General features: G+C 53.8%; 13 protein-coding genes and 1 tRNA gene. 2 read left to right on the forward strand and 12 right to left on the reverse strand.

Going from position 1 to position 17,438, the window contains the following annotated elements:
- Window position 1: 1 nt before the first annotated feature.
- From ROR01S_RS01420 to nac, 8 genes are all read right to left on the reverse strand, one after another.
- Window positions 2-859, reverse strand: coding sequence for a MurR/RpiR family transcriptional regulator (locus ROR01S_RS01420; protein ID WP_004864376.1), 858 nt, complete (start codon window positions 857-859; stop codon window positions 2-4).
- Window positions 859-1,830: an ABC transporter permease gene (locus ROR01S_RS01425; protein WP_004864377.1), complete on the reverse strand. Its 972-nt coding sequence runs from the start codon at window positions 1,828-1,830 to the stop codon at window positions 859-861. Before ROR01S_RS01425 ends, ROR01S_RS01420 begins: the two co-directional genes overlap by 1 nt.
- A gap of 35 nt (window positions 1,831-1,865) precedes the next feature.
- Window positions 1,866-3,368 carry a sugar ABC transporter ATP-binding protein gene (locus ROR01S_RS01430; protein ID WP_064359022.1) on the reverse strand — a complete coding sequence of 501 codons (1,503 nt, stop codon included), beginning with the start codon at window positions 3,366-3,368 and terminating at the stop codon, window positions 1,866-1,868.
- Window positions 3,369-3,384: 16 nt separating this feature from the next.
- Window positions 3,385-4,425 carry a sugar ABC transporter substrate-binding protein gene (locus tag ROR01S_RS01435; RefSeq protein ID WP_004864381.1) on the reverse strand — a complete coding sequence of 347 codons (1,041 nt, stop codon included), beginning with the start codon at window positions 4,423-4,425 and terminating at the stop codon, window positions 3,385-3,387.
- Window positions 4,426-4,483: 58 nt separating this feature from the next.
- The gene (locus tag ROR01S_RS01440) at window positions 4,484-5,464 is read right to left on the reverse strand and encodes a TIM barrel protein (protein WP_015583980.1); all 981 of its coding nucleotides are present in this window, start codon (window positions 5,462-5,464) and stop codon (window positions 4,484-4,486) included.
- 450 nt (window positions 5,465-5,914) lie between these two features.
- A complete protein-coding gene (gene ldtA, locus ROR01S_RS01445) occupies window positions 5,915-6,859 on the reverse strand; it encodes a L,D-transpeptidase (RefSeq protein WP_004864386.1) in 945 nt (314 codons plus the stop codon).
- Window positions 6,860-6,965: 106 nt separating this feature from the next.
- Window positions 6,966-7,916, reverse strand: coding sequence for an HTH-type transcriptional regulator Cbl (gene cbl / locus ROR01S_RS01450; protein ID WP_015583978.1), 951 nt, complete (start codon window positions 7,914-7,916; stop codon window positions 6,966-6,968).
- 106 nt (window positions 7,917-8,022) lie between these two features.
- Window positions 8,023-8,940, reverse strand: a complete 918-nt coding sequence (gene nac, locus ROR01S_RS01455) for a nitrogen assimilation transcriptional regulator NAC (protein WP_004864391.1) — start codon at window positions 8,938-8,940, stop codon at window positions 8,023-8,025.
- A gap of 329 nt (window positions 8,941-9,269) precedes the next feature.
- Between nac and ROR01S_RS01460 the strand changes: the two genes are divergently transcribed.
- Window positions 9,270-9,345 (forward strand) — tRNA-Asn (locus ROR01S_RS01460).
- Between the two features lie 395 nt (window positions 9,346-9,740).
- Here the strand turns inward: ROR01S_RS01460 and ybtS are convergent.
- The 4 genes from ybtS to ybtP are packed head-to-tail and all read right to left on the reverse strand — an operon-like array spanning window position 9,741 to window position 15,853.
- Window positions 9,741-11,051, reverse strand: coding sequence for a yersiniabactin biosynthesis salicylate synthase Irp9/YbtS (gene ybtS / locus ROR01S_RS01465; RefSeq protein WP_015583977.1), 1,311 nt, complete (start codon window positions 11,049-11,051; stop codon window positions 9,741-9,743).
- A gap of 27 nt (window positions 11,052-11,078) precedes the next feature.
- Window positions 11,079-12,359 carry a yersiniabactin-associated zinc MFS transporter YbtX gene (ybtX, locus tag ROR01S_RS01470; RefSeq protein ID WP_004864395.1) on the reverse strand — a complete coding sequence of 427 codons (1,281 nt, stop codon included), beginning with the start codon at window positions 12,357-12,359 and terminating at the stop codon, window positions 11,079-11,081.
- Window positions 12,352-14,154: a yersiniabactin ABC transporter ATP-binding/permease protein YbtQ gene (gene ybtQ, locus ROR01S_RS01475; protein ID WP_064359023.1), complete on the reverse strand. Its 1,803-nt coding sequence runs from the start codon at window positions 14,152-14,154 to the stop codon at window positions 12,352-12,354. Before ybtQ ends, ybtX begins: the two co-directional genes overlap by 8 nt.
- Window positions 14,141-15,853 (reverse strand): yersiniabactin ABC transporter ATP-binding/permease protein YbtP, encoded by a 1,713-nt coding sequence (gene ybtP, locus ROR01S_RS01480; RefSeq protein ID WP_004864400.1) that lies wholly within the window; start codon window positions 15,851-15,853, stop codon window positions 14,141-14,143. The genes ybtQ and ybtP overlap by 14 nt, the downstream gene beginning before the upstream one ends.
- A gap of 454 nt (window positions 15,854-16,307) precedes the next feature.
- Here ybtP and ybtA point away from each other — a divergent pair, with 454 nt between their 5' ends.
- On the forward strand, window positions 16,308-17,267 hold the full coding sequence (gene ybtA / locus ROR01S_RS01485) for a yersiniabactin transcriptional regulator YbtA (RefSeq protein ID WP_004864402.1): 960 nt from the start codon (window positions 16,308-16,310) through the stop codon (window positions 17,265-17,267).
- The last annotated feature ends 171 nt before the right edge of the window (window positions 17,268-17,438 follow it).

A 17,438-nucleotide genomic window follows, 5' to 3' on the forward strand; every position in this document is an offset into this window, starting at 1 on the left:
GTTAATATTCTCGCAGGTCCTGAACCGCATGCTGGGTTTTCATCAAATTCTTCTCCGCCTGCTTCAGATCCTTCTTCGCAATGGCCACAAACAATGCATCCAGAATGTTGAGCTGAGCAATGCGTGACGCGGCGTTTTCCCCTAGCAAATGCGATCCCTGAGACGTTGAATTGAGTACCACATGCGCATTACGCGCAATAGGCGATTCGGCATAATTCGTAATCGCAATCACTTTAGCGCCATTGCGTGCCGCCAGTTTTACCGGATCGTTAACGGCACGCGTTGCGCCAGAGTGACTGATTGCAAGTACAGCATCGTCGTCAGATAGCACCGCAGCGGACATCAACATAATATGGGCGTCGTCATAGACCGTCGACTTAATACCAATCTTTAAAAGCTTGTGGGATAAGTCACGTGCTACCGTGGCAGAACCACCGACAGCATATAAGTCAATATGTCGAGCCTTGAATATAATGTCCGCAGCGCGGTCAAACTCTGCAATATCCAGAATAGACATTGTCTCTTCAATAGCCTGAATCGATGTTCTGAATACTTTTGACAACAGTTGTTCCGATGAATCATCAGGCTCAATTTCCGCGTGTAAACTTGCCACTTCAGACTGGTTATAATAAATCAAGCCAGTTCTGAAGTTTCTAAAACCTGAAAAGTTAAGCTTCTTGGCTATTTTGACAATCATCGCTTCTGAAACATTATTCTCCTGGGCAATTTCTTTTAGAGAGGTTTGCTCAGTAATATCGGTTCGGGCGATGATCGCCTCAACCACACGTCGCTCTAAGGGTGTCAGCTGGGGCAGTCGCATACGGATTTGAGCACCAATGGCTCGTGGATCTTGCTTCATTACTTGCCTCTGGTCGCTCTGTCAATCAACATAGCTATGATAATAATAAGACCAGTAGCAAGCAATTGGTAAAAGGCCTGAATATTTAGTAACGTCAAACCATTGCGTAATGCGCCGAGAATGATCGCGCCAATAATTGTGCCTACAACGCTGCCTTTCCCTCCCATCAGTGAAGCCCCACCGATGGCCGCGGCGGCAATGGCATCCAGTTCCCACAGATTGCCAATCGTTGGTTCCGCAGCGCCTAACCGGCCAATCAAGATCAGAGAGGCCAGAGAGGCCAGGGTTCCTGAGATAACAAATACCGTGACCTTGGTTCTTTTCACCGGCACGCCGGCAACGCGAGCGGCTTCTTCATTGCCGCCAACAGCCAGAATATATTCTCCTAACGGCGTTTTATTCATGACGGTCCACAGCACTAAAGCAATAACGGCGACAATAACGATAGGCGTTGGAATGCCAAAGATTTCACTGTTAATCAGGCTACGGAATTCCGTCGGGATGCCAAATACCGGATTGCCGCCGGTATAAATCAGCGCGACAGCACGGAACAACGACAGCCCCCCGAGGGTAACAATGAAGGGTTGCAATCCGGCATAGGCAACCAGCGAACCGCTAAAGACGCCGCAGATAGCCCCAATTCCCAGCGTTGCCAGAATGGCCAGCGGCACGGGGACGCCGGCTACCATCATGGTTGCCCCTAAAACCGCCGATAATGCTGCGGTCGGACCAACCGAAAGATCGATCCCTCCGGAGATAATGACCAGAGTCATCCCGAGCGCAATTAATGCGTTAATGGATGATTGCTGTAAAATATTCAACAAATTAGGGATGGTGAAAAACACCGGTGATAGAAAAGAAAACGTAATAATGATAATAAGCAAACCAATTAATGTTCCGGCATCGCGAAGGTTAAATTTAAACGGCAGTGCACGAAGCTTTTCGGGCCGGGAATTACTTTGTGAAATCATGATTATGGCCTTTCAAATTAATACGGGTAAGAAGTTTAAATGGTCTCTTCGACATCTTTAATGGCAGAGCGTGCAATATTATCTTCCGTGATGGCATCACCTTTCAGTTCTTTAGTAATCTTCCCTTCACGCATAACCAGTACGCGGTCAGAAATACGAATAATCTCTGTCATCTCTGAAGAGACAACAACAATCGCTTTGCCTGCACGGGCCAGTTTTTCTATCAGATTATAAATTTCTGATTTTGCCCCAATATCAATTCCCCGGGTTGGCTCGTCAAACAGAAAAACCTGAGCATCTGCGGCGACCCAGCGTCCAATAATAACTTTCTGCTGATTACCTCCACTTAATGTGCCAATCGTTTTATCAATGTTCAGTGGTCGTAGCTTCAAATCGCTCATCACTTCATGCGCCACCCGATTAAGCTTAACTTTACTGATCATTCCCGAAATGGTGAAGTTACGCATTGAAGGCAGCGCCATGTTCATCTTCACCGCACGTTCTTTAATAATCCCTTCTTTCTTGCGGTCTTCAGGCACCAGGCCGATACCGGACCTGATGGCAGCAGTGACGTTGTGATTGCGTACTGCCTTACCGTTAACAAACACGTTGCCGCTGCTGCGCTTATCAATACCGGCAATCAGTTTCATCAGTTCCGTACGCCCGGCTCCGACCAGACCCGCAATACCGAGCACCTCACCCGCACGGACGGTAAAACTGGCATCGCTCACAGCGCCACCCCGAGAGAGATTCTCTACGCGAAGCACTTCGCGCTCGGTCACATATGAGTTGTGCTCAAGTTTCTCAATCTTGCGCCCGACCATCTTTGAGACGATGCTCTCTTCATCCTCATCACAAATATTCACCACCCCAACCTGCCTGCCATCCCGCATAATGGTGGCCCGGTCGCAGACTTTGAAAATTTCGTTCATCTTATGAGAAACATAGATAAGCGATACCCCCATAGCTTTCAGATCCGAAATCAGCTCGGCCAACCGGTCGAACTCTCTCGGAGTCAGACTGGATGTCGGCTCGTCCATCGCGATAATTTTTGCATCGTCGAGCATGGCGCGAGCTATTTCCACAATCTGCTGCTGTGAGACTTTCAGGTTTTTGATCGGCTCATTGGGATCGATTGTCGGATCCAGTTGCTTGAGGATCAGCTCAGCTCTTTCCAGCTGAGCCTGTTTATCCACCCATAGACCTTTTGCTTTGGTTAGCGGTCGGCAAAGAAACATATTCTGCGCGACGGAGAGTTCCGGAACATGCTGTAATTCTTGATGAATCATGGCAATGCCGGCATGGCGCGCACTCAACGGATTCTTCATCTGAACGGTTTGCCCGTTGACGCTAATCTCACCGCTATCGGCCTCTCGTACACCTGAAAGAATATTTAACAGCGTGGATTTTCCCGCGCCATTCTCACCAATCAGAGCATGTACCTCTCCAGGTTTGACCGCAAAGTCCACGTCCTGCAATGCCGCCGCATTACCGTATGTTTTACTAATTCCACGCATCATTAAGCGATACTGTTCCATACACCCTCCGCCTGGCTTACTGCTGAGCCAGCAGTTGACGCAGCTTGTCGTTATCTTTGGTTGAGAAGGCGTCCGCATTCTCTTTGGTGATTAAAGCCTGGGGCGTCGAGACCACGCGGGAGATTTTCTGACCATCAATCAGACGCAGCATAACTTCCATTGCAACTTCCCCCGTCAGCACCGGGAAGCTATCCACCGTTCCTGTCAGCTCACCGCGTTTAATCGAGGCATAAGCATCTGAAATACCATCGGTACCGAAGACGGCCACCTGCCCGGCTTTATTCAACGAACGAACCGCTTCCACGACCCCCAGCGCCATGGTGTCGTTATTCGCGTAAAAGCCAATCAGATCGGGATGCTGCTGTAAAATGGTTGAGGCGGCATTAAACGCCTGTTCGCGACTCCAGTTCGCCGGCACGCTGGCGACAATATTGAATTTGCCATTGGCCTGCAGCGTCTCTTTGAAGCCACTGGTACGCTGACCGGCAGCATAGACTCCTGGCTGGCCCTCGATCACCGCGACCTTGCCGCCCTGCGGATGATGTTCAATGAACCATTTCGCCACCCGTACACCGTTATCCTTCTGCACATTACCCACGTAATACGGAGCATTTGGCATCACGGCATCGTTAACGTTGACCACGGGAATTCTTTTACTGGTGGCACTTTCGAGAGCGGGCTCAAGGTTAATATCGGTCTGGGGGGATACCAGAAGACCATTAAACCCTTGGGAGATAAGCGTTTCCGCAATTGATAGCTGGCCCAGCTGATCGTCCTCATTTGCAGCTGCCTGATAAGCCACGGTGAAACCATATTTTTTACCGACGTTTTGGTAACCTTCGCCAAGTGAACGCCAGTATTCATTGGTCAGCGTTTTTGATACGCCGCCTATTTTTAGTTTGCTGTCGACTTTCGGCATTGGACCATATTTGCTGCTGAGCTGGGTCCAGTCCGTGCGATCGGGCTCAGTATCCGATTTCAGCGGGGCTAAATCGGCGGCATAAGCCATCGAGCACAGTAAAGAAGAGGCGAGTACAGAGAGTATGAGTTTTTTCATTTTTCAGCCTTCTATTGTCACGTAGGGAACGCTTTCTTATTTTTGCTAATGCTTGCCACTATCTGGCTAGCATGATGTCATTGACGATTCGTTGAGAGGCCACCGCATCCTGACGGCTGATGGCTGAGGTCAGTTCATCATTATCATTAAGCCGGGCACACAGTTTGAGCAATCGGGTAACGGTAGCAATGTTGATTTCAGCTTCACGAACCGGATCAAGACCGCTGGCATCCGGGAAGGTGTCAAAGTAATAGGCGCCCTGATAACCATCTCTCTGCATCTGCCAGAGGAATTCCAGCGTGGCACGCGGATTTACCGACCCCACCATCAAGCCATCGTCACGTTTCCCCCAGCCATCATTGAGATCAAGCCCCAGCAGGCGTGAACGGCGAGCGACCATCGCAGCTGCGTAGGCCGGGATCTCATTAGCAAACAGCACATGAGCAAAATCGAGCGTGATACCCAGGTTCGGGCAACCCGCCTCTTCTACCGCCAGCAAACAGGTCGTGGCATTGGGGAAAATACTGTAAGCCCGCGGTTCATTCGGTTTGTATTCAATACTGATATCAACGTCCGGCGCATATTCGGCAATTTCGCGGACCGCACTCACCGCATCGTCCCAGATTTTTTTGTAATCGGCCTGGAAGCAATAGTCATAGCCATCCTGCCCCATCCAGAGCGTCATCAGGCGGGAACCAAATTCCCGTCCGGCATCAATCCCGCGTTTTGTCAGTTCAATGGCCTCGCGGCGGATCTGCGGATTAGGGTTAGTAAATGCCCCGATTTTAAATTGCGGTGCATCCCAGCGCATTTGCATTCCGTTGACCGCCAGCCCTGCATCTTCAATGGCCTGGCGCAGCGTTTGAATATCCGTCGTGATGTGTTGCGGGTAGTTCAGATCAAGGTGGGTTAACCCCTTAACCGTACCGGCACGAGCAATCATCTGCAGTACAGAGGGTTTTCCCTGAAGATCCGGCCAGTAGAGGTTAGCTCCTGAGGCAAAAGAGTTTAAACGCGTGGCAAATTTCAGTTCGGACATAAGGGTGGATCCTTCAAAACAGGTTTGTGATGTACTTTCCTTCTTCACAATTATTTGTGAAGTTATATGCTAAAATACACTTCGCCACATAGTTAGCAAGAGTGACCATTTGAAAAATGGATAAAATGGGAGTCGGGTCACGAAATGAACAGGGGGATATTCCTGGAAATGATCCCGCTAAGGCGCGAAAGAAAGTGGCTTCAAAGAGGCATGACAAATGAAGACATTCCCGGCTGACAGAGACGGGTTTCATGCTTTGGGGTGGGTATGAGTGGTTGTAAAATGATCTGTATTACATTGATAAAATAGATAATTTATTGAAAATGACAGGCCAGAGCGATCTTCTGGCCCTGGCCTGTCATAAATAATACCGGAGACTAAATTTTGATCTGAAAAAACCGCAGGTCAGTCATGCCTTATGCAACAAAGGACCCAAAAGAAGCGGGCTCGCTAGCTCCCGATATGACTTTGCGTGCCGGCCTCGCTGATATTGACCGGCATTCCGGAGCGTCGTTCAAGAGCCTGCTCCGCCCGAATCACATTGACGCCTTCCCCCTTCACAAACGCCTGGATGCCTGTGGTCGTGGGTAACGGCACTTTTCTGTCAGATTCGTATTCTGCGCGGTTACGCGATAGCGGCTCATGAACTTCCACCCAGCGGCTACCGTCCGGCTCTGCGGTAAACTTCACCGGCCGATCGATAATCTGCACGCGAGTGCCAACCGGGACGTTATCGAACAGATATTTGATATCGTCATTACGTAAGCGAATGCATCCCTGACTGACGCGCAGCCCGATACCAAAATTGGCATTGGTGCCATGAATCGCGTACAACCTGCCGATATAAATTGCGTACAGTCCCATTGGGTTATCCGGCCCCGCCGGAACGAACGCTGGCAGGCTCTCACCTCGGCGGGCATATTCACGCCGGGTATTAGCCGTTGGCGTCCAGGTCGGCGCTTCCTGCTTACGTTCTACGGTCGTCACCCAGTTGCGCGGCGTTTCGCGCCCCGCCTGGCCGATGCCAATCGGCAAAACTTCAACGGTGTTGCCTTCCGGCGGATAGTAATAGAGGCGCATTTCCGCAACGTTGACCACAATACCTTCGCGAACCGTGTCAGGTAAAATCAACTGCTGCGGGATCACCAGCGTCGTCCCCGACTTCGGGAGAAAGACATCAACGCCGGGGTTGGCCTCCAGCATGTTGCTCAGCCCCTGGCCATATTGCGCCGCAAAGGCCTCCAACGGTTGCGTATTGTTGTGCGGTACGGTAACCCGCTGCGGGCTTCCCACCAGGCGGCTTCCTTCCGGCGGCAGCGGATAACTGACGGCCAGCGCACACTGGCTTGAGAGAATAACTAAAAGAGAGCAAAACCATTTCACACGCCGCACCATTTATTTCCCTTCCTCAGTCGCGACAATCGTGAATGAATTATAGCGTTTTTCTCACCTCCTCGTGGCAGCGGACCGCTGTTCCTTTATCCGCCACCGCGATGACATTTTAAATCTGATAATCAATGGCCGCTTCTTCCGGCTCCATTGCCTGGCGTTTAATTTCATCCAGCGACAGCCCGGCGTTGCACAGCTCGATAAACCGCCAGACGTAATTACGCTGCAGCTGCCCGCGTTTAAGCCCTAACCAGACGGTATTGGCATCGAAAAGGTGCCGGGTTTCCAGGCGGGTGAAGGTGTCTGACTCCCGGGCATCGCCCGATTGTTCCGCCACCAGCCCGACGCCGAGTCCGAGCTCAACATAGGTTTTAATGACATCGGAGTCCTGTGCGCTAAGGACAATATCCGGCATCAGCCCTTTACGGTTAAAGGCTTCATCAATACGCGAGCGCCCGGTGATGCCCTGGCGGTAGGTAATTAACGGCCAGCGGGAAATAGCTTCCAGGGTTAAAGGGGTGGTTTGCACCAGCGGGTGATCTTTCGGCACCAGCAGGCTGTGATGCCAGCGGAACCAGGGAAAAGCCACCAGAGTCGGATCGTTACTCAGACGTTCACTGGCGATACCGATATCTGCGCCACCGTTATGCAATAGCGCTTCAATCTCCTGAGGGGTACCCTGAATCAGCTCCAGCCGCACATCGGAAAAGAGCTCCCGGAAAGCTTTAATCACCGGCGGCAGGCTGTAGCGCGCCTGGGTATGAGTCGTCGCAATCGTGAGCACACCGGAGGCATCATTGGTAAACAGGTCGGCAAGACGGCGGACATTGCTGGCTTCATTGAGAATGCGTTCGGCAATGGATAAGAGCGCTTTACCCGGCTCCGTCATCCCCAGCAGACGCTTACCGCGTCGGATGAAGATCTCGATCCCCAGCTCTTCTTCCAGTTCACGAATATGACGGCTCACGCCCGATTGCGATGTATACAGCATATTTGCGACTTCCGTCAGGTTGTAGTCCTGACGGGCAGCCTCACGAATAATTTTTAGTTGCTGGAAATTCACCCTTTCCTCCGGGCTATCAGACATAACATATGCTCTATTGTTAAAGTCTGTTGTCCTTACTAACAAATAATAAAAACCAGCAACTTATTCCTTTCGGGAATATAGATTAACTTACCAACAACAATTCACGATTCTCCAGCGAAGGACGACTCACCAGCGAAAGTAGAATCTCTTTCACCGCCTGTGCCTGCGGCGACAGGCTGCCCTTCGCCGACATGTTCAGCGATAACGACAGACTCATCGATGGGGTACTGATCCGCGCCATCCAGCCGTTTGCCGCACCGCACAGCGATCGCGCCGCGGACTCAGGCAGCACGGTGACGCCCATTCCGCTGGCAATCGCCGCGGTTAGCGTCGTAATGGATTCGATTTCGCCGATAATTTTCGCCGACAGACGACGCAGGGTGAACGCTTCCGTCACTCGCGCACGTACTGCGCTGTAATCGCGCGGCAGGAACAGGTTCATCTCCGCCACTGCGGTCAGATCGACGCTCTGGCCCGGGCAATCGCGGGTTCCCACCAGATAAAGATCTTCTTTCAACAAAGGCTGGCTGATGATGCCAGCGACCGGCGAGCGCTCGTAGAGCACGGCCATATCCAGCTGGCCGCTGAGCAATTTGTCGTTCAGGATTGTCCCGCTACTTTCCTGCAGGTAGACCATCACTTCAGGCAGCTCATTGCGGACCGTCTGCAGCAGCGGCATGGTAATGGCAGAAGCCGCGGTCCCCGGCGCAAGGCCAATCGAGACCTGGCCGCTGAGCGTATGACCCACGTTATTCACCGCCAGCTGCGCCTGCTCGCACTGACGCAGGATTGTGCGCGCATGGGTGTAGAGAATCTTCCCGGCTTCGGTCGGCGTCACGCCGCGCTTTGTCCGAATCAGCAGCTGCTGGTCCAGTTCGCCTTCCAGGGTCGCCACCTGCTGGCTCAGCGCCGGTTGTGCGATGTGCAAGACTTCAGCAGCCTGAGTCAGACTGCCGATATCGACGATTTTCACAAAATACTTCAGTCGTCTTAAGTTCATTTTGCCTCCTGTAAGGAAAGCCAGTACCAACGCTGGCTATTGAGTTACAGAGGTTTTGCAATTTGCTTGCCAGTTTTTTCGCAACGGTGCAAAGGCCGCGCCAGGCGGCGTGATAAGCGATTCTGATAGCAACAGAGCATTTATTTGCCCGGTAAGCGGATTACGCTATGCTCCATTAGGGGTATATGTGCACCACAACGGTGCGCATTGATGGAAAACAGCGCAAACGCATCGCCATTGCTGAAATTGTCAGCAATCAAACAGATTCGGGTGATTCTGTCTTTGACAAGGTCATGCGCCGCCGTTAATATGCGCCCCGTTCACACGATTCCTCTGTAGTTCAGTCGGTAGAACGGCGGACTGTTAATCCGTATGTCACTGGTTCGAGTCCAGTCAGAGGAGCCATATTTAAGAAGCCCGCTTAAGGAAACTTAAGCGGGCTTTTTGCTTTGGCGTATCCTTATGAATCCTTATATCGCGTTGATTCAATAAGCTAGCGTGAAAATTTTCCCGCTGCGTTTTGATGTCATCCTCAGCATCGGAAAAATGCGTCGTCAAATCCGGACAGGTCAGTTCGACCGCCAATAAAACTCGTCATCTCATTGACCGACTGAAAGGAATTGAAGAAAAGTTCTGCGGGAAGTGGCTTCCTGCAGACGGCCGTACCACGGTAATAACAAGCGCCAGGCCATCCATCAGGGATTAATCGACAGCAGCCCGGTGACCAGTCGCGATGACATCGCCCATCGGCACCACTCTTCCGCCCTTGTCCCGGAGGGACGACCGGAACGGCTTAGCCATCACTCCGATACCATGAGATAGGGCGCAATGCTCGCTAATTTCTCCCGGGTTTCCGTCAGTTCACGTTCCGGCGTAGATTGGGCAATGATCCCTGCTCCCGCCTGTATCCAGCACCGTTGACTGTCCTGAAATACGGAACGCAGGACTAACGCCGCATCGAAGCGCGCATCTTCCAGTAGCAGAATTGCGCCGGAATAGAGCTCTCGCGGGGTCTTCTCAATTCGCATAATGGCGTTCAGAGCAGCATTTTTAGGGATACCCGAGGCGGTAATCGACGGGAACAGCACGGTAAATGCATCCCAGGCATCTTTGTTTTCCGCAAGCTGACCGCTCACGCCAGAGCCCAGATGCTGAACGCTGCCACGCTTGCGGACCGACATTAAATCTTCAACCACCACGCTGCCCGGCCGGCAAACCACCGCCAGTTCAGCAAGAGCTTCTTTGACAGAAAGGATATGCTCAAGCACCTCTTTACTGTCGTGCAGCAGCTCTGTCTCTTTCGCCTTATTTTGCTCCGGACTTCCCATGCGATCGCGGGTGCCCGCAAGCGGTTCAGTGACCACTTTATTGCCCGTTACCGACATCACCAGTTCCGGGCTAAAACCCAGCGCTTCGCGTCCTTGCTGGCGGAACATAAACGACCGCGTGGGCGTGTTTGCCTGCCGCCCGTATAACAGGGTGGCGGGCATATCAATCCGCGATGGCAGCGGAATGGCGCGCGAGATAATCACTTTGACATATTCGCCCCGGCTGATCTCCGCAACGGCGCGCGCCACCTGTTGTTTATACACCTCACCATTGAGGGCGGTATCCACAGCCATGGAGTCCCCTCGCGTGGTTGTACTGGCCTCTTTTACCCACTCGCACAGACGTCGACATCCCTCAGCGGAGTCCGTATAAACGGTGACATTTCCCTTTTCAAACACAAGCTCTTCCCGGGGAACGGTTAATGTCAGCAGCGGCCACTCGCCGGCGTCGAAGGCAATCCCCCGCGCATGCGCCGCAAAGTTGAACCCAACCTGCCCATATACCCGACGCCCTTGCACCTGCGGATGCGCCATAAAACGACGCGCGCAGTCGACAATGGAATCCACCGCCCATTTTTGCTCCCCGGCATCATCAATGAATGTCGCCTGCGTTCCGTCGGCATTAATGTGCAACCGTGCCAGGCATCCTTTACCTAAATACCAACAGGGTTGACGCTCGTAGACATAGCACTCTTCATCTCCGAACTGGCGTAAGACGCCAGAAATCGTCGGCAGCCATTGTTCCTCTGGTAGCGCCAGGTGTAAAAATTCACTGATTTTCATCCCTTACCTCTCTGTGTTATTCCCGGTTCAATCAATTGAGCTGGTCATCAGTTTGTTTGCCGAATGCAGCCGGATATGGGCAACCCACGCCGCCAGTAACGTGAATATCCCGGCAAACAGGAAGCAGGCCGCATAGCCAAAATGTTGGGCCACAATGCCGCCGACAACGCCAGCCAGAATGGCGATTGCCGCGTCAGTACATTGAAAGAGGGTGAAGTCGACGCCGGCCTGTAAGGGTGATGAAAGCGACATCAGCGTGGCATAAAGACAGACCAGCGCGCAGGCCAGCGAAATGGACTGGATAATGACCAGACACTGGAGAACGGGCAACAGCAGATGACCCGGCGCCATCATCAGCGTCACCACCACCGCCAGCAGTGCGATCCCCTGGACGCCATAAGCCGTCAACAGCGCTCTGCCGGGTGAGGTGTACTTCATCAGTAATCCGCCGGCCAGCGTTCCTGCTATGCCCGCCGCAATATTACCGCCGCTAAACAGCGCACCCAGCGCTGACATACTCAGCCCATGATCCAACAACAGCGGCGCCAGAAGAGGCAGCACAAACCGCATACCGGAATTCAGCATCAATACCAGCAGTAAGCCCAGACGCGCCTGTCTTCGCCTTAGCGCATAACCTAACGCCGGAACATGCGGGACCGTCACCGTTCGCGTCGGCTCCGTAATGCGCCACAGCGGGAGTGATAACACCATAATCAGCAGCGCCATGATCAGCATGGCGACAGGCCAGCCGGATGCCGCCGACAGCATCAGGAACACCCCGCCACCGCACATCATCCCCAGATAGCTACCGCCAACCTGCACGCTGTTTCCCCAGCCATAACCCGCGCGGGTCAGCTGATCGACGCAAAAACCGTCGCTGGCGATATCAATGGTGGAGGCGACCGTGCCTGCCACCATGAACAGCACAAATAACGCCACGATTTGCGTATCGGGAAATCCCCCTTCTCGCCCGAACCAGCCGATCGCAGCGGCCATCATCAGGAGCGCCGCTAACGCGACCTGACCACGCAGGATTAACATGCGGGAACGGCGCTCCGGGCTATCGGGCGGGAGCCGCCAGCGCTCGATCCACGGCGCCCAAATAAACTTCAGCGCCCAGGGCAACATAAACAGCGTTGTCGCCCCAGCAAGCGCCAGCGATCCGCCGGCAGCGCGCACCAGCGCGGGTAAGGACTGCATAGACAGCGCCGATACCAGACTCTGCGTCACATAAACGCCGGCAATAGCAAAAATCACCCGCCCGGTTGTTAACGTCAGCGGTTTCACATTCGACTGAAGGTCACTCATGAGCCCATTCTCCAGGCGCAGAAGCCCCTTCGTCGCGCCACGCGCGCGCGGCCATTTGCGCTTGCCACAGCGCCTGATAACGTCCTGGACGGGAGAGCAATTGCGCGTGAGTGCCCTGCTCAACCACGCGCCCCTCTTCCATCACCAGGATGTTTCCCGCTCCGGCGATGGTTGATAAACGGTGGGCGATAATAATCACCGTCCGATTGTGAACCAGGTTATCGATAGCTTTCTGTACCGCCAGTTCGCTTTCAATATCCAGTGCGGCGGTCGGTTCATCAAGAATGACGACCGGCGCATTTTTCAATAACGCTCGGGCAATGGAAATCCGCTGGCGCTCGCCGCCCGATAACTGCCCACCCATCTCACCCATTGGCGTCAACCAGCCTTGCGGAAGACGGGAAATAAACTCAAGGCACTGCGCCGCGCGGGCGGCTTCCTCCACCTCCTGCTGCGTCGCCTGTGGGCGCGCGATACGGATATTCGCCAGCAGCGTGTCATCAAACAGCCAGACATCCTGGAAAACAACAGAAATCAGGCTATTGAGCTGTTCTGGCCTCAGGCGGCGAATATCGACGCCGCCAATAGAAATCTGTCCTTGCTGCGGATCGGCGTAGCGCATTAACAGTTTTGTGACCGTGGTTTTGCCTGCCCCAGAGGCGCCCACCAGCGCGCTCATACTGGCTGCGGGGAACGTCAAAGAAACGTTATTGAGTGCCTGCCCGTCGCCTTCTTCGTAGCGATAGCTGACATGATCAAAACGGATATCGTAACGTTCCGGCAGCTCGCTTTGTTCTGTGACGGCAAGCGGCGCAATCGCCATAAACTGCTCAATCCGCTGGAGGGCGCTGGCGATCAGTTCCACGACCGAGGTGTAGCTGATAAACATCGCCATCGGTTCTGCAAAGCGCATAATCATCGCGACGGCGGCAATCAGGAAGGCGAGGTTCAGGGTCCCCGTCACCACCCAGACGATCCCGGATAACACCACCACCTGCAGACCCAGCTCTACGACGCTGGCGATCAACATCGTCGCGCCAGCGCTCTGACGGTGAGTGCGGGTCTGTAAGTTTTCCAGCGCATCGAAATGCGCCAGCAGCGCCCGGCTTTTATCGGCATCGCTACCGCAGGTACGCAATACCATCATCCCCTGAGCAAATTCAACGATATCACCGCTCAGCTGCTGATGCGCTTTCCCCAGCATCTGCATCTGTCGCCGCATCGCCGGACGGCGCCAGTAATAAAACGGCACCAGCAGAGGGAAGACCAGTAGCATCACCAGCCCCAGCCGCCAGTCTATCCACAAAGTCGCCAGCGACGCCGTCAATGGCGTAACAAGGGTGAGTAACAAAATATTGGCTATCGCAATAACATAATTAAGGTTTTCATCCACGCTGCCCAGCAGCAAAGCGTTCATTTCCCCTGCCCGTCCGCGCTGGAGTTTCTCCAGCGGCACGCTGCGTAATTGCTCGCCCAGGCGCAGACGTAACTCATGGGTAGCCTGCGCCAGATGGCCGCGGTATTCAAAGCCCAGGCCATACCAACGTAGCGCCAGCGTCACAATCGCGGCAATGCTGAAGGCCACTGCCCAGTTGAGAAGTGACGATGCATCCCCCCGTAACAGCGCATCAATGATCGGATAAAGACAGGCAAAGGCGATCCCCTGCATGAATGCCGCCAGCAATAGCGCCAGCATACTGCGCCGCAGCATCCCGGCCTGGCTGCCAACGCTGGAGATAAGCTGACGCCAGATGACGCGCCAGGCCAGGTTATCCGCAGGATTATTGTCTTCCATTTTCCACTCCCTCTTCCTGTACGCCACCCGGTACCCAACGCTGCGCCTGCTGATAGTGTTGCCAGAGCCGTTGATACAAGCCGCCCTGTTCCAGAAGTTGCGCATGGTTGCCCATTTCCCTGAGCCGACCGTCGGAAAACAGCAATATCACATCAGCCTGAGTCACCATTGAGAGGCGATGCGCGACCATGATGACCGTCCGGCCGCGCATCGCCGCCGCCAGCGCCTTGATAAGCGCGGCTTCGTTTTCCGGGTCAGCAAACGCCGTCGCCTCATCGAGCACCAGGATGGGGCGGTCCTGCAAAAGCGCCCGGGCGATGGTGATGCGCTGTCGCTGACCGCCGGAGAGAAATACCCCGCGTTCCCCGACTCGCGTGTTGTACCCCTCTGGCAGTGCGCTAATAAATTCATGGGCCTGCGCCACCCTGGCCGCCGCGACTACCGCCTCCAGCGGCGTATCCGGCGCGCCCAGACGAATGTTATTGGCGATTGTGTCGGCAAAAAGGAAGTTATCCTGAAACACAAAAGAGAGTTGCTTCATCAAGGTGTTCGTCTGCATATCGCGAAGATCCACGCCGCCAATACGGATGTGGCCTTTGTCGGGATCGGCGTAACGCAGCAGCAAGCGTGCCACGGTGCTTTTCCCGGCGCCGCTTGGCCCGACCAGCGCCACAATTTGCCCGGCAGGTACATGAAAGCTCACCTCCTGCAACGCGGCATCAGCCCGCGCTTGCGGATAATGGAAGCTCACCTGCTCAAAGGTAATACTCGCCTCTTTCGGCTGTTGGTCAGATAGCGGCAGCGATAACTCCGGCATTGCGAGAACCTGATAAATACGCTGAATGCTTAAACGCGTTTGCGCGACCAGGTTATTGAGCATCATCATTGGCATCACGGCTTCGGCCATTCCGCTGCCGAGCAGTAAAACGGCCACCCACGCGATAAAGTCGAAACCGCCATAGTGCAACAGGCCGTATCCCGACCAGATCAGGACAAATAAGGTCGGGAGAGGATTCAGAATCGAGAATGAAAAACGTGCTGAAAAACCGGCTTTGCGATACCAGGTTTTGAGCACGCCAACCCACTCTTCAAGGGCATGTTGGTAGCGCAAAAAACTGCTGCTGCCGCTGTCAAACGTTCTCACTACGGGCATGGCCTGCACGAACTCAATAACCGCCGCGCTGACTTGCTCGCGCGCCTGATGATAACGCTGGGCCAAATCTTCCGAACGCTGGCGGGCGAGCACGAGAACAACCGAGCCAAACGCCAGTACCCCCAGCGTCGCGATAGCCAGTCGCCAATCCAGCCAGAACAAGATAACGATAGTCGCCAGCGGCATGATGACCGCGCGGGCGTAGAGCGGCGTGCTGTCAGCCACAAAAATATGTAACGACTTCACATCATCCAGCATCACTTTCGCCACTGATCCGCTGCCCATTTGCTGTAACGCGCCAGGCGAAAGCTGCAATGCTTTACGGGCTAACCTGCTGCGCAGAATGTTCTCCAGATGAAAAGCCGCGTAATGAGAGATATTGAATGCCTGCAGGCGCAGGACAAAAGTCAATACCACGCAGCTAATCAGGCCACTCAGCGGCCAGGCAGGAATCGCGTCAGGCGTCGCGCGGATGTCGCGCAGACTCCACGCCAGAAAAAGGAGCGCTCCCAGGCTGGTTAATGCCGCCAGCCCCGCCAGCGCCATCGCTAAAATAACCTTCCGGCGAACCGGTGTAATCACCTGCCAGAGCGGAAATCGGGATAGCGATTCAGTATTTGATGATTGAGATGACATGGGAATGGCTGAATTTCCTGATGAATTTTTACGCACACCAAAAACGACAATTCAGAGTGGCGTTCTGATAATTAATGTGAATAATAACCATTATCAATTACTCATCTACCCCATTCGGTTCTATTTTTACCCTAAATAGTTCGAGTTGCAGGAAGGCGGCAAGCGAGGGAATCCCAGAAATTTATAGCAATCATTGACGGGGGGCGGGACAAATCTGTCTGGAACAGAGTTGAATGCCGTGTCGCGGCGGCCCGCCAGGGTAAAGCTCATGAATGAGCCGAGTAACCCAATCAACGCACATGCAGCTTGAAGTATGACGGGTATATACCCGCATTGGACTAAGCCACAGGGAGATAACCAGGTCATGACGGAGTCACCACAAACGCAATCTGAAATCTCTATTCATCAGTTGGTAGCCGGGAAACCCGTAAAGGATGGCAATATTCCTGCCCAGTGTGAACTGCTACGCTGTTCGTTGCAGGAAGGGATGGATATTTTGCTCTGGAGGGGGAATTTTGCGCGGCCTGAGACGTTGCAGCTACATGACGATCTGGGCAGGATTAACTTCTCGTGCATTCTGGAAGGCACATCTCACTTTGCTATCCAGGGACTCAGACGCCATACCGACTGGGAGCTTGCGCGTAATCGCCATTACATTACCCATACGCCCGGCTGCCGCGGCAGCGCCTCCTATTGTGGCCGCTTCGAGAGCATTACGCTCTCCTTCAGCCCTGAAACCCTCGCGCTGTGGGTGCCGGATATTAGCGCGGTCATTAAGAAGAAGATCGACTCCCACTGCTGCTGTCAGCAGCAGCGTTGTAATGCTGAAACCCACTTAACGGCTCAAGCCTTGCGTCACGCGCTGATGCGGATGCACAGCGGCTTCAGTCATGAGCAAAAGCCATCGACGCTTTGGCTACAGGGACAAAGTCTGGTGATGCTCAGTCTGGTGCTGGATGAACATCGCGAAGACACCGGTTGCCTCTCCTGCCACTTCAACCCAATGGAACGCCAGAAACTGCTGCGGGCGAAGGATCTGCTGCTGGCAGACCTGACGCAAGCACCGGGCGTCGCAGAGCTGGCCAGAGAGTCCGGTCTGAGCGTGCTCAAAATTAAGCGGGGGTTCCGCGTTCTGTTCAACAACAGCGTCTATGGTCTGTTTCAGGCAGAACGCATGCAGGAAGCCAGAAGACGCCTGGCCAATGGCAATACCTCGGTCATGACGGTGGCAGCCGATCTGGGCTATGCCAACGCCAGCCATTTCTCTGCCGCCTTCCAGAAACAGTTTGGTGTTACCCCTTCGACCTTTAAACGCGTGATGTAATCGGGGTTGTCTCCTCATCAATTCCTCCCTGACAGAGGCCCGGATATCCCATCCGGGCCTCTGCGCTTTCTGCCTGCCGCCAACCCGAAACGGGCATAAATAAACCCGTTTCGGGTAGCACTCAATTGTTAATAATTATTATTCTCATGTAGACAATGCTTTTTGGTAAGA

Source organism: Klebsiella ornithinolytica NBRC 105727 = ATCC 31898 (assembly GCF_001598295.1).
Taxonomy (GTDB): domain Bacteria; phylum Pseudomonadota; class Gammaproteobacteria; order Enterobacterales; family Enterobacteriaceae; genus Klebsiella; species Klebsiella ornithinolytica.

Bases quoted from the DNA above. Each gene is read 5' to 3' on its own strand.
- ROR01S_RS01420 (WP_004864376.1), bottom strand. From the start codon at position 859: ATGAAGCAAGATCCACGAGCCATTGGTGCTCAAATCCGTATGCGACTG.
- ROR01S_RS01425 (WP_004864377.1), bottom strand. From the start codon at position 1,830: ATGATTTCACAAAGTAATTCCCGGCCCGAAAAGCTTCGTGCACTGCCG.
- ROR01S_RS01430 (WP_064359022.1), bottom strand. From the start codon at position 3,368: ATGGAACAGTATCGCTTAATGATGCGTGGAATTAGTAAAACATACGGT.
- ROR01S_RS01435 (WP_004864381.1), bottom strand. From the start codon at position 4,425: ATGAAAAAACTCATACTCTCTGTACTCGCCTCTTCTTTACTGTGCTCG.
- ROR01S_RS01440 (WP_015583980.1), bottom strand. From the start codon at position 5,464: ATGTCCGAACTGAAATTTGCCACGCGTTTAAACTCTTTTGCCTCAGGA.
- ldtA (WP_004864386.1), bottom strand. From the start codon at position 6,859: ATGGTGCGGCGTGTGAAATGGTTTTGCTCTCTTTTAGTTATTCTCTCA.
- nac (WP_004864391.1), bottom strand. From the start codon at position 8,940: ATGAACTTAAGACGACTGAAGTATTTTGTGAAAATCGTCGATATCGGC.
- ybtS (WP_015583977.1), bottom strand. From the start codon at position 11,051: ATGAAAATCAGTGAATTTTTACACCTGGCGCTACCAGAGGAACAATGG.
- ybtX (WP_004864395.1), bottom strand. From the start codon at position 12,359: ATGAGTGACCTTCAGTCGAATGTGAAACCGCTGACGTTAACAACCGGG.
- ybtQ (WP_064359023.1), bottom strand. From the start codon at position 14,154: ATGGAAGACAATAATCCTGCGGATAACCTGGCCTGGCGCGTCATCTGG.
- ybtP (WP_004864400.1), bottom strand. From the start codon at position 15,853: ATGGCGCTGGCGGGGCTGGCGGCATTAACCAGCCTGGGAGCGCTCCTT.
- ybtA (WP_004864402.1), top strand. From the start codon at position 16,308: ATGACGGAGTCACCACAAACGCAATCTGAAATCTCTATTCATCAGTTG.